General features: G+C 57.6%; 14 protein-coding genes and 1 pseudogene. 1 reads left to right on the top strand and 14 read right to left on the bottom strand.

The features are described 5' to 3' along the window. Position 1: 1 nt before the first annotated feature. From ccmE to ccmA, 5 genes are read right to left on the bottom strand one after another with little or no spacing between them, the layout of a single operon-like run. Positions 2–448, bottom strand: coding sequence for a cytochrome c maturation protein CcmE (gene ccmE, locus QMY55_RS22740; protein ID WP_283486363.1), 447 nt, complete (start codon positions 446–448; stop codon positions 2–4). Further along, positions 432–623 carry a heme exporter protein CcmD gene (gene ccmD / locus QMY55_RS22735; protein ID WP_283486362.1) on the bottom strand — a complete coding sequence of 64 codons (192 nt, stop codon included), beginning with the start codon at positions 621–623 and terminating at the stop codon, positions 432–434. Before ccmD ends, ccmE begins: the two co-directional genes overlap by 17 nt. Further along, entirely contained in the window at positions 620–1,357 is a 738-nt protein-coding gene (gene ccmC / locus QMY55_RS22730; protein ID WP_283486361.1) for a heme ABC transporter permease CcmC, read from the bottom strand. Before ccmC ends, ccmD begins: the two co-directional genes overlap by 4 nt. A gap of 12 nt (positions 1,358–1,369) precedes the next feature. After that, positions 1,370–2,056: a heme exporter protein CcmB gene (ccmB, locus tag QMY55_RS22725; protein ID WP_283486360.1), complete on the bottom strand. Its 687-nt coding sequence runs from the start codon at positions 2,054–2,056 to the stop codon at positions 1,370–1,372. Continuing rightward, the gene (gene ccmA, locus QMY55_RS22720; RefSeq protein ID WP_456064499.1) at positions 2,053–2,664 is read right to left on the bottom strand and encodes a cytochrome c biogenesis heme-transporting ATPase CcmA; all 612 of its coding nucleotides are present in this window, start codon (positions 2,662–2,664) and stop codon (positions 2,053–2,055) included. The genes ccmB and ccmA overlap by 4 nt, the downstream gene beginning before the upstream one ends. Before the next feature lie 389 nt (positions 2,665–3,053). On the opposite strand from ccmA, the gene QMY55_RS24880 reads away from it, so the two are divergent. Then, entirely contained in the window at positions 3,054–3,203 is a 150-nt protein-coding gene (locus QMY55_RS24880) for a histidine kinase dimerization/phospho-acceptor domain-containing protein (protein WP_456064503.1), read from the top strand. 63 nt (positions 3,204–3,266) lie between these two features. Here the strand turns inward: QMY55_RS24880 and QMY55_RS22715 are convergent. From QMY55_RS22715 to QMY55_RS22675, 9 genes and pseudogenes are all read right to left on the bottom strand, one after another. Beyond that, positions 3,267–4,935: pseudogene (locus QMY55_RS22715) on the bottom strand (TIGR01244 family sulfur transferase). A 48-nt stretch (positions 4,936–4,983) separates the two neighbouring features. Next, complete coding sequence (locus QMY55_RS22710; RefSeq protein ID WP_283486359.1) at positions 4,984–5,862, bottom strand: MBL fold metallo-hydrolase; 879 nt, start codon at positions 5,860–5,862, stop codon at positions 4,984–4,986. Positions 5,863–6,059: 197 nt separating this feature from the next. After that, positions 6,060–8,330, bottom strand: a complete 2,271-nt coding sequence (locus QMY55_RS22705; protein ID WP_283486358.1) for a heavy metal translocating P-type ATPase — start codon at positions 8,328–8,330, stop codon at positions 6,060–6,062. After that, positions 8,311–9,396: a c-type cytochrome gene (locus tag QMY55_RS22700; RefSeq protein ID WP_283486357.1), complete on the bottom strand. Its 1,086-nt coding sequence runs from the start codon at positions 9,394–9,396 to the stop codon at positions 8,311–8,313. Before QMY55_RS22700 ends, QMY55_RS22705 begins: the two co-directional genes overlap by 20 nt. Positions 9,397–9,417: 21 nt before the next feature. Further along, positions 9,418–10,188: a c-type cytochrome gene (locus QMY55_RS22695; protein ID WP_283486356.1), complete on the bottom strand. Its 771-nt coding sequence runs from the start codon at positions 10,186–10,188 to the stop codon at positions 9,418–9,420. 11 nt (positions 10,189–10,199) lie between these two features. Beyond that, on the bottom strand, positions 10,200–10,844 hold the full coding sequence (locus QMY55_RS22690) for a cbb3-type cytochrome c oxidase subunit II (RefSeq protein WP_283486355.1): 645 nt from the start codon (positions 10,842–10,844) through the stop codon (positions 10,200–10,202). After that, positions 10,841–12,394 (bottom strand): cbb3-type cytochrome c oxidase subunit I, encoded by a 1,554-nt coding sequence (locus QMY55_RS22685; protein ID WP_283486354.1) that lies wholly within the window; start codon positions 12,392–12,394, stop codon positions 10,841–10,843. Before QMY55_RS22685 ends, QMY55_RS22690 begins: the two co-directional genes overlap by 4 nt. A 624-nt stretch (positions 12,395–13,018) precedes the next feature. Further along, positions 13,019–13,849: a 3-deoxy-8-phosphooctulonate synthase gene (gene kdsA, locus QMY55_RS22680; protein WP_283486353.1), complete on the bottom strand. Its 831-nt coding sequence runs from the start codon at positions 13,847–13,849 to the stop codon at positions 13,019–13,021. A 32-nt stretch (positions 13,850–13,881) separates the two neighbouring features. Further along, positions 13,882–14,322: an OsmC family protein gene (locus QMY55_RS22675; protein WP_283486352.1), complete on the bottom strand. Its 441-nt coding sequence runs from the start codon at positions 14,320–14,322 to the stop codon at positions 13,882–13,884. Between the last annotated feature and the right edge of the window lie 245 nt (positions 14,323–14,567).

Here is a 14,567-nt window from a genome sequence, read left to right as displayed (position 1 = left end):
GTCAAGGCTTCCTTAAGGTCGGCTTTTTCTGGGCCTCATCCAACGCATGTTGGGCCTCGGGCGGCATGTAGTTTTCGTCGTGCTTGGCCAACACTTCCTCGGCGCGGAAGAGGCCAGTGCTGTCCAGCCTTCCTTGAACAACCACACCTTTTCCTTCACTGAACAGATCAGGCAATATGCCTGAATAGATCACCGGAATCGTTTTTGCCGTATCGGTGATTACGAATTGCACGTCAAGCTGGCCACTCTGGCGCTTCAAGCTTCCTCGCTCTACCATGCCACCGACTCGAAACGTACGCTCCAGCGGCGCCTCTCCCGCGCTGACTTGCGAAGGCGTGAAGAAGAACACTAGGTTGCTCTGGAAGGCATTGAGCACAAGCGCGGCGGCAATGCCGATGACGGCCAAGCCGGCGAAGATGATGGCGATGCGCTTATTCCTTGGCTTCATGCCGTGCTCCCTCTGCCGGCCATTCCGACCGGATGCGCGACAGCGCAGTGGTGCGACGCCGTCCAAGCAGGCGCCACTCCGCCGCAAGCAACACCACGGTGGTCAGGACGGACCCCCAAACGTACACGCCATAGCCGCCCATCGCCAGGAACTCGCCCACGCTGCTCCAGTTCATCGCTTTACTCCCTCGATCTCCCGTAGCCAATCGGCGTGGTGCTCGCGTTCCAGAATGATGCAGCGCACGCGCGCTAGGGCGGCTGCCGCCGAATAAGCCCAAGCCGCGAAAACCATGATCACCATGCCCAGCAACATGACCTTCGCCATGGAGGGCGCCCGGGTCAGCGAAACCGAAGCTCCCTGGTGCAAGGTGTTCCACCATTGCACGGAGAAATAGATCACAGGGACATTCACGACCCCGACCAGGGCCAGCACGGCGCCTGCCTTATCGGCGCGGCGCCGATCGTCAATGGCTGACTGGAGCGCGATGAAGCCGATATACAGAAACAGGAGAATGAGTTCGGAGGTCAGTCGTGCATCCCATACCCACCACGTTCCCCACATCGGCTTTCCCCACAAGGCGCCGGTCCAAAGCGAGAGAAAAGCGAACAATGCGCCTGTGGGTGCGAGCGCCGAGGCCATCATTGCCGACAGGCGACTGTTGAACACCAAGCCAATTGCGGCCCAGAAGGCCATGGCCAAGTAGATGACCATGGACATCCATGAAACCGGCACGTGCAGGAAGATGATGCGATATCCCTCTCCCTGCTGAGCATCAGTGGGTGCCAAGAAGAACCCAACGTAGATACCCGCGAACGACAGCAGCGCAGCGGTCACGCCAAACCAGGGGATGAGTTTCCCCGCAAGTGGATAGAACGTCTTTGGCGACGAAAATTTGAACCAGTTGACCATTCGCTTCGCTCCTCAATACTCCAGTGCAATGCGCAGCGATGCACTCGTTGCGAAGGGCGTGAAGAACGCGGCCAACACGAACACGGCAGCCAGCAAAGAGAGGTTTGCCGATGCGCCCCGGCCGATGATGGATGCGTCGACCGCACCGGCTCCGAAAATCAGAACTGGGATGTAAAGCGGTAGCACCAACACAGCAAGAAGGACTCCCCCGGCGCGCACGCCGAGCGTCAGACCTGCGCCGACGGCGCCGATGAGGCTAAGTACAGGCGTGCCGATGACGAGCGATACGGTAAGAATCCAGAGGGATGAGGTGGGCAGGTTGAATTGCAACGCCAGAACAGGCGCAAGCAAGGCCAGTGGCAAACCCGATAGCAGCCAATGCGCAGTGATCTTGCCCAGGACCAGCATTGCCAACGATGCTGGTGAAAACATCATCTGTTCAAGCGTGCCATCGGCATAATCTTGCTCGAAAAGGCGATTCAGCGAAAGCATGCTGGCCAGCAGCGCCGAAACCCACAAAACGCCTGGAGCTATCCGTCGGAGTGTTTCACTTTCGGGACCAATGCCCAACGGGAACAAACTGACGACGACGACAAAGAAAAACAGAGGTATTAGCGCGTCCGACCTTCGCCGTAAGGCGAGCTTCAAGTCTCGACATATCACTGCATATATCGGATTGGCGATGAGGGGCTGGTTCATGCCCCAATCCGGACGAACTGAGAATTTTTCGTCGCCAGTTCCTGGTGACTGGTTAGAGCGATCATTCCTCCTCGTGCCTGATGCCGATTGATCATCTCACCAAACCATTGCACGCCGAGTTTGTCGAGCGCTGTTAACGGCTCATCGAGAATCCATACCTTCCTTTTATAAAGACATAGTCGAGCCAAGCTCGCGCGGCGTTTTTGGCCTTGCGACAACATCCTAATTGGCAGCTTCTTGTGCTCTGCCAAGCCAACCTCGTTTAATGCTTCTGCTGCCTGTTCCGGAGATGCTGATTCGCCTGCGATTGCAGCTGCTGCGAGCAGGTTTTCCTGGGCATTGAGGTCTTCTTTAAGTCCAATGCCGTGGCCGCTATAGATCAGGTTGCGTTGGTAATCTTCTCGCTGGTTGCGCAGGAGATTTCCGTTCCACAAAATTTTGCCCGCATCGGGCATTGCGAGGCCTGCCAGCATTCTCAGTAGCGTGGTCTTGCCGCTCCCGTTCTCGCCCTGCACCGACAGGCAATCGCCCGGCGTAAGCCGGAAATTCAAACAGTCAAACAGGCGACGTTCTCCGCGGACGCCAACCAGATCAAGAGCTTCAAGCATGGGGCTGTCAATAATTCATACACGTGGCCATTGCCACGAAACGCACCCTCTCTGGGTGCAATCTTCAGCAGCATGCCTGCTCCCGATTAATTGAAAATTAGCGGGAGTTAAATCCCACATTGCTGTAATTTCTCGCTCTGACGTAAGCGTGTCATGCAATCCAATTTAGGTTGATAGGTGCAATGGGAATACTGTTGGTGGAAGATGACGAACTCATTGGGCGGAGGGGTCGCGGCCGGCTTGCATAAGCACGGCATTGCCGTGTATCACGTCGGAACCGCAGCGGAGGCCGATGCTCCCCACCCACGCTGAAGACACTTTTTCAATTGCCGTCAACCATTCGCCTTCTTAATTACGTCCAGCGCTGGTCGCAATGAATGGGAATTTGAATCGCTTGGCGCGGACTCTCCAACCAGCGCGCATTTACTTATGTCACAGCGCATGACCTGCGAACGCCCTTGACCGTGATGGATACACACCTGCAGTTAGCTCGGATAAGCGAAAGCACCGACGAAACGGGACGGGTGCGAAACAGTTGATCGAGTAAAAATCGACGGTGTTTTAGCACCAGGCATCCCTGCCAGCAAACTACCCGAAGAACATCATTGATCCAGGAATACAGGTTGCGCGAGCCATTCGCTCCCCTTGAGCATGGCGGTCCAATAGATCGGCGGCAGGATACGTTCCTTTAGCAGCCACGCTAGGGCCGAGGGCCGCTTGCCGTCAATAAACCACGTCGGAAACAAAGGCGCAAGCTTGCCGCCGTAGGCGAACTCGGCCAGCACGATCTTGCCGCGCTCCACGGTGAGTGGGCAGGAGCCATAGCCATCGTAACTGGCCAGGCGAGGGGACTCGCTTCGGGCAGAGAGCAGGTTATGCGCCACCACCGGGGCCTGCTTGCGGGCCGCTGCCGCAGTCTTCGCATTGGTGGTGTTGGTGCAGTCCCCGAGGGCGAAGATGTTGGCGTAGGTCTTGTGGCGTAGACTCGACGGGTCTACGTCTACCCAACCCACTGCGTCGGCCAGTGGACTTACGCGGATGAAGTCTGGGGCTGTCTGCGGCGGCACGGCGTGCAGCAGGTCGAATGGACGGGTGATGCGCTCCTGAGTCCCGTCAGCCTTCGTGCAAACGAAGGTGGCTTCATGCGCCGGGCCATCGACGGCCACGAGCTGATTGTTAAACTGCAGGTCGATACCGTACGCCTTCACGTACTCCATCAGCGCGGGCACGTAGTCGGGCACACCGAAGAGCACACCTCCCGCGTTGCACAACTTGATGTCGATGTTCCTGAGCACGCCCTGGCACCTCCAGTGATCGGCCGAGAGGTACATCGCCTTCTGCGGCGCTCCCACGCACTTGATGGGCATGGGTGGCTGGGTAAACAGGGCCTTGCTGCCTTTGAGCTTCTGCACCAACTCCCAAGTGTACGGCGCAAGGTCGTAGCGGTAGTTGGAGGTGACGCCGTTGCGGCCCAGTGTCTCCGGCAGGCCTTCGATGCTGCTCCAGTCGAGCTTCAGGGCCGGGCAGACCACGAGCTGCTGGTACTTGACGACGCGGCAGCCGTCGAGCACTACCGCATTGCGCTCCGGCTCGAACGCGGCAACAGCCATCTTGATCCACTTAACACCGCGCGGCAGCACGCTAGCCATCGTGCGCGCCGTGTGCGCGGGCGGAAACACTCCAGCACCCACCATCGTCCACCCCGGCTGAATAGTGCACGTCCGCCGGGTCGATGATGGCAATGTCCGCATCCGGCTTGCGCGCCAGCAGGCTAGACGCCACCGCGATGCCTGCGGCGCCCGCCCCAACGATCACGATGTCGTGCGTGGCATCGACGACCTCGGTGGGCGTGCGCCCGCCGTTGGTGATGCGCCTAGCCACGCCGGAGAGGTCGTAGCCGTCGCCGCGGGCGGCGTCGAGAATCGATGCCAGCGGCTGGCGTGACGCTTGGCTCAGCGCCCACAGTGTGGCCGAGCGAGTCCCGGTGCGGCAGTAAGCGAACACCGGGCCAGGCAGTTGCGTCATCAGCGTCCCGAAGGTCAGGGCCTGCTCGTCGGTCACCTTGCCGGACTCGACGGGCAGGTAGGTGGCCGTCATACCCAACGTCTGGGCGGCCTGTTCGATTTCGCGGAAGCCGGTCTGGTCACCCGCTTCACCGTCGGGCCGGTTGCAGATCACTGCGCGGTAGCCCGCGTCGGCGATAGCCTTCAAGTCCGTGGCGGCAATCTGGCCGCTGACGGCCAATTCGTGGCTCAAGGCTTTGATGTCCATGAGGGCCTCCTGCCCGACAGTTGTCCTCTCAGCCGGTCGGTGCCGCTCTCACCGCGCATCGATGGGAATCTTGAGGTAGTGGATGCCGTTGGATTCAGCGGGTGGCAGTTCGCCGGCCCGCATGTTCACCTGTACCGATGGCAGCAGCAGCAACGGCATCGCCAGCGTGGAATCGCGCTGCTCGCGCGTGGCCGTGAAGTCCTCCTCGGTGATGCCATCGCGAACATGGATGTTGTGCGCACGTTCCTCGGCCACGGTGGTCTTCCATTGAAGCTCGCGCCCACCGGGACGGTAGTCGTGACACATGTAGAGCACGGTATCCGGCGGCAGCGACAGCACACGGCCGATCGAGCGGAACAACGTGCGCGCGTCGCCGCCGGGAAAATCGCAGCGCGCCGTGCCATAGTCGGGCATAAACAGCGTGTCGCCCACGAACGCTGCGGCAGGTGCATCGGGAGCAGCGCTGTCCACGATCACATAGGTCATGCACGCGGGCGTGTGGCCGGGCGTGTGCATGGTCCGTACCTGCAGCGTACCAAGCATGAAGGTCTCGTCGTCCTCGAACAAGTGGTCGAATTGCCGGCCGTCGCGTGCAAACTCCGGCTCCGCGTTGAAGAGCTGTCCGAATACGTGTTGCACCGTGCGGATGTTCGTACCGATGCCAGTACGGCCACCCAGCAGCGACTGAAGGGATGGCGCTGCGCTCAAGTGATCGGCGTGCACGTGGGTCTCCAGCAGCCACTGGACGCTTGCACCCAGCTTGCACACGCGCTCGGCAATGCGGTCCACACCGGCGCGCGAGGTGCGGCCGGACTTGGGATCGTAGCCGAGCACGCTGTCCAGGATCGCGCACTGGCCGCTCTTTGTGTCCAGCACAATGTAGCTGAACGTACTGCTGTCTTCGTCAAAGAAGGGTTCGATCTGCACGGTATTTTGCCTCCGGAAACTAAGCAGTCACTTAGCAAATGACCACAAACCCTCGCGACGCTTTGCGTTCAGATGAATTGCTCCTACCGAATGCAACCTTCCAAGGATAGGAAGAAAGGGCTTCTCGTACGTTGCCCGAATTAGATCAAGCCAGATTAAAGACTCTGCCAACGTCTGCGCTTTGGGTGTCGGAAACCTCATGGAACACTGCTCCGCGAGTGAAGTGAGGATGAAGGCACTGGGCTGCCATTTGTCGGTTCGTTCTTCAGAAGACGCAACGTGTTCAATAGAACCGAAAGGCTACTGGTAAGCATGGCCAGTGCCGCTGCGAATGGCGTAACACCGACCTCGAAGAAGACAAGGACGACAGCCGCGTTGTAGGCCACAGCGAACGCGAGGTTTTCGCGAACGATGCGGTTAAATTTTCTCGCTAACCGGTGGACCTCCACCACGGCACCGACACCTCCGCGTGTGATAACCACGCCTGCGGCGGAAACGGCGACCGAACTCGATCCCGGAATAGCGACGCCGCAGGCGGCTCTGGCAAGAACCAGCCCGTCGTTTGCGCCATCTCCGATGAAGGCGACAGGCGTCGCACTCTCGTCTACGGCTCGGGCCTTGGATTCAGGACTGCATGCACTCTCGATCCGGTCGAACATCACGCCCAAGGTGAAGACTAAATCTTCCGACGCTGCCTGCGAGTCCCCCGTTAGCAGCCACAGTTTGAGCCCTTGAGCCTGCAGCGTCTGCAGAGAGGCCCGTGCGTCAATGCGTGGGGTATCTTGCAGGCGCAAACAGCCGATCCAGTCGCCGCCTTTGGCGACGTGTACCAGGCCGGGCCGGTCGTCTTCACCTGGCACTCCGGCAACGCCGCTTTCGATCAACCATTGCCGCTCGCCTACACGGACGTCGCCGCCGGGCTCCTCCATCATCACGCCCCGACCGAAAGCTCTGATACGTTGCTCTTGAGCAGGCGAGACCTGTATTCCCCGCCGCTGGGCCTCGGCCGTCAGCGCCAGCGAGATCGGATGCACAACACCAATTTCCGCTCTGGCTGCCAAATGGAGTACCTTCTGCTCATCCCATCCCTGTCGCGTCTTTATTTCCATAATGCCGAGCAGCCCCTGCGTCAGGGTGCCGGTCTTGTCAAAGGCTATGGTGCGAACGCGCCCCAATGCTTCCACGCTGGCTGGATCTCGCACGAGTATCCCGCGACGGGCGGCTTCACGAGCGGTGAACGCATATGCAAGCGGCATAGCCAAGCCGACCGCGCAAGGACACGCCGCTACCAGAATGCTGAGCGCGCCAAGTATTGCGACATCTGCTGGGCGTCCTATCCATAGGTAATGAGCCAGGGCCAGCAAAGAGGCAATCACCATGGCGGGGAGAAGAAAGCGAACAAAGCGCTCTGCCGTTTCCGACAGCGACGAACGTCCCCCGAATAACTCGAGCATGCGCAATCCAAGCAGATCCAGCCTGCGCTCGCCCGCGCCAGCCGTGACCTGGACTCGGAGTGGCCCTTGCAGATTGATGGTGCCGGCGAACACTTCGTCTCCAGGCCGTACTGCTTTGGGAATGGATTCGCCATGGAGCAGCGAGAGGTCGACCGCTGATTCCCCCAACACCACTGTTCCGTCGACTGCAATACGCTCATTCGCGCGGATGAGCACGGTGTCGCCACGTGCGATTGAGGTCAGCAATACCAGGCGCTCTACCAAATCGCCGTCGCAAGCGTCCAACTGCGTGACGGTCTCGGGGGCGAGGCTGCTCAATGCGCTCATCGCCAACCGGCTTTCTTGGCGTGCGTGGATCTCTATCAACCGCCCGATCAGCAAAAAGGCGATGAGCATGGTCGCGGCATCAGTGAAGATGGCCGAGGATCCGATTGTGAGATTCCAGACCGAGACGGACAGCGAGCCAAGAACTGCGACTGAGGCGAACACATCCATCCCTGCGATGCCAGCGCGCAGCGAACGCACTGCTGCACGATAGAAGTCCAAGGCGGAATATGTGATCACGGGCAGGCTCGCAAGGACGCTGGCCCAGCCAATAACCATCGCTTGATCTGCAACCTCATCCGCATTCAGGTAGAGCACCCACGAGCCGAGCATGCTCCACATGCCGAAGACGACGGCAATGGTGAGTTGGAGACGAATTCGCTTGGCCTGCCGGTGCAGAGCGGCCTCCAGTTCGCCGCCCCCCCTCACCGGAGACAGGGCATACCCCAGATCGCTGGCGCGTCGAAGAAGCTGCGCGAAGTCGATCAGCTCGGGGGCCCAGGTCACGAGCGCGGAGCCCGAGGTGAAGTTGACCGTCGCCGATGAAACGCCTGGGACGCGTTGCAAAACGCGCTGCAAGGCCATTGCGCAGCTCACGCACCAAAGGCCCTCTACGGCAAAGACCATGCGCCCGGCGACACGTGCCTTTTCGTAATCGAAGAGTCGCTCGTTACTGTCCGGCTTGGGCATCCGTCCCAACTCCGCGCAGTTGCCCGTCTACGACTTTCCCGTAATAGCTTTTCTCGCCGGCATGGTACTTCTCAGTAGCTTCGGCGACCGTACCCTTCTGGCGCGGGTCCTTAGGCCGTTCGTGGCTGTTGATGAAAGCGGCGACATCCCATGCCTCTTGGTCGGTCAGGCTGTAGGGTTTCGCGAGCGGCATATTCGCTTTGATGAAGCCGGCTGCCGTGTCGATGCGTGCCATGCCGGCCCCCCAGTTGTAAGAATCAGGCCCCCACAAGGGTGGAAATTTGACTTTCCCGGCCTCGTCTTTCGTACCCTGACCGTTGGTACCGTGGCACAGGGCGCAATTTTGCTGGAATACAACGAAACCTCGGTGCACGTCATAGTCGCGCTCGGGCTGTGGAACCTTGGGGTAGGCTTTGCCGCGAAGTTTTGTTCCTGCAGGCGCTCCATCCGCAAGCCAAGACATGTAGGTCACCAGGTCACGGTAGATTTCTCCGCCTGCTGGCGGCGCCACGCCCGAAGGAGACGCCGGCGCATTCATGGAATACATGAAACACCCCATGATGCGGTCTTCCAGCGTGCTGACAGAGCCGGTCTTTTTCCGAAAAGCGGGATATGCCGAGTAAGCGGCCCACATCGGCGCAGAATTCTCACGACGCCCTGCGTCAAGATGGCAATTCACACACGCCATTGAATTCCCCACATGGTCCTTGGCGTAAAGGCCGGGATTCATGAAGATCGCGCGTCCTCGTTTGATCGCGTCACCGTATGGCCCTTCGGGAATTTCGCTTTCTGAAGGAGGAATATAGTAACCATCCGCGCTAACCGGCATTTGGGGAGGGCGTGCGCTTGCATCCTTGGTGTAAGCCTTGCGCGCTGCTTCCATATCTTTTCGCGAATAAGGAATATCGGCTGGCCTTTCGACAGTCTGTCCGCTTACCTTGCTGTATAAGGTGCCTATTGCGCCGCTTTCGTAGACACCATATCCCACCACAAAAAATATCGCACCCAGAACGGCAGCGTATGAGGCGCGCTTAATCAGCACTTGGCTTGTATTTTCGGTGTTCATAGTCTTGCCTCCTGCATCTGCTCAATGCAAAGATCCAAAGTATTGAGCGACGTCTCGCATATCTTTCTCTGACAAGCGAGACGCGATGTCATCCATGAGGGATTGCGGTGAGTTATGACGGTAGCCGCCTTTCCATGCGATCAACTGTTGAAAAATGTATTCTGGCTGCTGGCCTGCCAATCTTGGAAATTGGGAGCCTACACCTTCTCCATTCTGTCCGTGGCAACTAGAACAGGCGGGAATATCCCGCTTCCAATCACCTGTAAGGTGAAGCGCTTCGCCGTGCGCCTGGTCCCCACCAAGATCAACTGCAATTTCGGTCCGTTGCGGCAAATTGGCATAGTAGTTCGCCACTTGCTCGATCTCGTCAACATTCAGAGCATTGGCGACATATCGCATCGTCTCGTTCGTTCGATCGCCGGACTTGAAGTCTCGCAGTTGCTTGGCGAGATAGTCTTCCGAGAGACCAGCAAGACCAGGCGTCAAGCCAGCTCCCTCGCCATTCGCTCCGTGGCAAGATGCGCAACCCCAGGTATTGCCGTTTCCTGTCAGGACCAGGGCTGGCGCATCGGCATCCGGAGCACTCGCTTGCGTGGTTGTGGGCGAAGTCCCCCCGATCTCCACGCCTCGATTCGGCGTAAGGTCGCTGATGTAGCTCAAGGCGCCCCAGACGGCGAGCGCCAGGAACACGCCCAAGACCAGCAGCGGGATGGGCCGTGGTTGCTCCCAGGGATCGAACGTCGGATCGACCGCATCAACTCGACGCAACTTGTCACTCTGCTTGGAGTTCATATATTCCCCCTTCATCGTCCTTTCGAAGCTTGATCCGGCTTCGGATCAAAGCCGCGATCACGCAATGCAGCTTCTTGGGCACTGACGGGGTAGGTACGATCCAGACTGAGCAGATACTTCACCAGATCAAGTGCTTCCTGCCTCGCGATCACTACTTTTCCGTCCTTGGGGCGATACGCTTCGGGCAGCTTCACCACAATGTCGCCCGGGGCTGCCTTCTCTTTGGTTTCAAAGAGAAAGGGGTACGAAGGCATGATGCTCCAGTCGAATATGGCGCGAGGCTGGTACAGATGCGTCAGGTGCCAATCCTGACTTGGCAGGCGTACGCCGACATTGAGCAGATCCGGGCCAGTGCGCATGGTGCCCAGCAACTGTGGAGCGTCGTATGCGTAGTCTCCGGGTGTGGATGGTCGACCCCATCCTCGAGCTTGATCGGCAAGCGTCTGGCCAGTCGAGCGAGGCTGCTGGCTGTGGCAGTAAACACAGCCATTCGCGACATACTGGTCCCGCCCCCGCAATTGCTCGACCGTATACTTCGACAGTTCTGGCGGGGCCTGAACTGTGCGCACTTGCAGGCCGGGAAGCACTACGAGCATGACGGTGGCGAACACCAATATCCCGACTGCACCGACGAACAATGGAACGAGTCGGTTCATGCTTCACCCCGCTGCTTAGATATTAGTAGAGCCACCACATTGAAGGCCAAAATAAAATGTCCCAGTGTCATTAGCACACCACCGAGAGAACGTCCTTCGAGGTATGGCAGGATATCCTTGGTAATTTGCGCAAAGCTGGTCTTGGCGTCGAGCAAAGAGATTCCTTGAAAAAATCCACCAACTGTCAATGAGAGGAAATAGATCAGGAAACCAACAACAGTTAACCAATAGTGCAAGGAAATGAGGCGTGGGTAAGGCCATTTTTTCCCTGTCAAATGCGGGAACAAATAATAGAAGCCGCCAAATAACACCACCGAAACAAACGCGTACGCCCCCAGATGGGCGTGTCCAATCGTATAGTGGGTGAAATGGGTGATTGAATTGACCGAACGCACTGCTTCCAAAGATCCCTGAAAGGAGGCTGCGGTGTACATCAACGCGCCCGTCGAAACGAATCGAAGTGCCATCGATTCCTTGAAAGCCCAGAAATTCTGCGCGACGGTGATGTGCTGGTTGATCGCGACTGCAATAACGGGGATGAACATCATGACACTATGCACGACGGAAAGCGTCACAACCCAAGTAGGAACCGGCCCGCCGATGAGATGATGTATACCCACCTGACTGTAAAACAGCGCTAAGCCCCAAAAGCCCAGCAGGGAAACACTGTAGGAATAAATAGGCTTGCCGATGATCTTTGGGATGAGATAGTACGCAGTGCCAACACCCAGTGGCGTTAGCCAAAGGCCGAGCACGTTGTGTGCAAACCACCAGTTTGTCGTGGCTTGCTCGACGCCAGAGTGAAGTCCCGGAACGTTGGAGATGAAGAACAGGATAGGAAACCAGGCCAACCCCGCAAGGAAATACCATCCCGTTACGTAGATATGTTGGACATTGCGCTTCCTGGCCGTCTCAATGGCCGGCCACGCTAGAAATAGCCCGCCGATGGCCAGAATGATATCGATTTGCCATGGGATCTCCAGCCATTCCAGCCCATCGCTCCATCCCATCGCAATGGCCGTCGCGCCTGCTGTCACGCCCACGGCCCAAAATATACCGCCCGCCATAGCCATCGCTGGCCGTTGAAGGGGGGTACGGAACATGCGGGGCAGGATCCATAGCGCCATGGCGATACCTGCCGTGGAAAGCCACCCATATGCGACAAGGTTTAGATGAACCGTGCGCGCACGACCAAACGTGGTGAAGGCAATGTTAGCCAGCCAGTCGGGGAGGTGGAGTTTCAACGATGCAACCACCCCAAATAAGGAGCCAATGATCAGAAAGATGATCGAGGCCACTGCAAGAACCAGAACAACTCGCCTGCCAGGAGCATCGACACCTGCTCTCAAGGCATCGAACTGATGTTCGTGTTTGCCGTCAAATGAAGAGGGGTCGTCTGGTTTGCCTGCCTCTCCTTCTAGAAAAATGGTTGAGGCTTGTGCTTTGCCAGCGCTAATCTGTCGTGTGACGATAGACCAGATCAACGCACCAAGTGCCGTAAGCGAAACGATAAAGCTTACTGCGAGAAGAAAGCCTAACGTTTCATTCATAGCTGTTCCGATCAAATCGGCAACCATCGGGTCCCGATGAAAATTTCTTAAGTGGATATCGGTGCAAAAACATCGTGCAGCCCCCCCCCTGACTCCCTGCGTGAGGATTTCGTAGTGAGTCGTTCTATAAATTTCAGATGCTGTCAGGATTGGATTAATTGAAAATTAAAAATCTACTGGCATGCCCACTCTTATAGGGAAATTACCGAGTTGAGAAATCGCTCTACGTAGAGCGCTGCCATGCAGGCAAAGCCACTCGGGGCGATGGCCGGGCAGTCGTACTGACGGACAAGGCACCTTCCACGGAAGATTAAGACTCCCCCAGATCTCACCGAACCAATCGCCTCGGTGACGCTCCGTGCGAAAGTGACGCGCTCGGACCCTGCTTCTGGGACAGACGGACAAACATACCCTCATGCCTTTACCAAAGAGCCCACGGATGCGTTGTCGATCTGGGCTGTGTGCACATGGCGAGGCTGCTGGCGTGACGAACAGGAGCGACTTCGTACACCCCTGTTTGGTTGAAGCGTTTTGGCAGAGGGTGCGCCTTGGGCGCCCGTTGCGCCACGGATGATGTATGTCATCTTGAATCTTCTTCGTGAAGAGGAAGGTGGCCGGTCATCGTTAAAGGGAAATCTTGAATCCTGACCGCTTCGTGATCGAATCAAGAGCTATCAGTTGCTCCAGCAAATCTTCCATGCCATCCAGCGGCCACGAATTTAACCCGTCAGAAAGCGCTTTCGATGGATCAGGATGTGTTTCAATGAAGATGCCAGATACTCCAACCGCAACAGCGGCGCGAGCCAATACAGGCACAAATTCTCGTTGACCGCCGGAACTAAGGCCGAGTCCACCAGGCTGTTGCACCGAATGCGTGGCGTCGAAGACTACGGGGCATCCTGTTTCACGCATCACGGCCAAGGAGCGCATATCGCTGACGAGGTTGTTGTAGCCAAAGCTCGCACCGCGTTCGCAGACCATGATGCTGGCGTTTCCGGTTGAATGTGCTTTCTCCACCACCGGTGCCATCTCCCACGGCGACAAGAATTGGCCCTTCTTGATATTGACGGGTTTTCCCGCCGAGCAAACCTTGCGAATGAAATCTGTTTGACGCACCAAAAACGCAGGGGTCTGAAGCACATCAACAACGGAGGCTACTTCTTCTATCGGCGTAGACTCATGAACGTCAGTGAGAACGGGAACGCCTATCTGTCGCTTTACCTCGGCCAGTACATGCAGCCCTTCTTCAATACCTGGACCGCGATAGGAGTCGCCGGATGTACGGTTGGCTTTGTCGAAGCTCGATTTGAAGATGAAATTCACACCGAGCTTGGCTGTAATCTCCCGCAGAGCGCCGGCAGTGTCCAGTTGCAACTGCATCGACTCGACAACACAAGGGCCAGCGATCAGAAACAACGGCTGTTCCAGTCCGACTTCAAATCCACACAACTGCATATCGACTCCCTATCGCTTTCTTCTTAACCGTACTATGCAATCGTGACCTTGCCAGAGAGGATGCTGACTTGTACTCCCGCTGTTCTCAGCAGGTTTCCAACCATGCAGGACTTGTCCGCCGCCTCAACGAGAGATTCGGCAGATGCAATTTGTTCCGGCGATGCTTCGGCGGCGAGTACGACGCTAATCTCGTGCACGATCTGCATGGTCTGCTTGGAGACTTCGGACAATTCCGAGCTTACAGAGACATCAGCCAGCGGCAGGTTGCGCGCGGCCATCATGCCCGCGAGGGTCATCACATAGCACGCCGTAGCCGATGCCATCAGCAGTTCCTTGGGGTGGGAACCTGCGCCAGTGCCGCCATATGATCGGGGAATCGCGATGGGAAGCTCCACCGTTTCGGAGGCCATGCGCCCACCGCCTTGAATCAGCCCTGTCCAGGTAGTTGTCAACTTCGTCGTCAAATCAGCCATATCGTTCTCCTATTGAAGCGTGGTTAAAAATCAATATCGAAAGGAATTACTTATAGGTATCCGCATATCGCCAGTTCTGGCGTCAAGAGCATCCGAGCGCTTTTCACGCATTTGCTTTTCGCGCCGCCTCAATGATCTCTTGTGTTGGCTTTCAAATCGCCCACCGTAAAGTTCTGTTGGACAATGCCGAAAGAAAGGGCTCATTGACTACCGTTACCTCCCGTGGGCAATAGATACCAAGATGC

Source organism: Comamonas resistens (genome assembly GCF_030064165.1).
Taxonomy (GTDB): domain Bacteria; phylum Pseudomonadota; class Gammaproteobacteria; order Burkholderiales; family Burkholderiaceae_C; genus Comamonas; species Comamonas resistens.
Note: the sequence above shows the minus strand (reverse complement) of the source record. Positions and strands in the feature narration are given on the sequence as shown.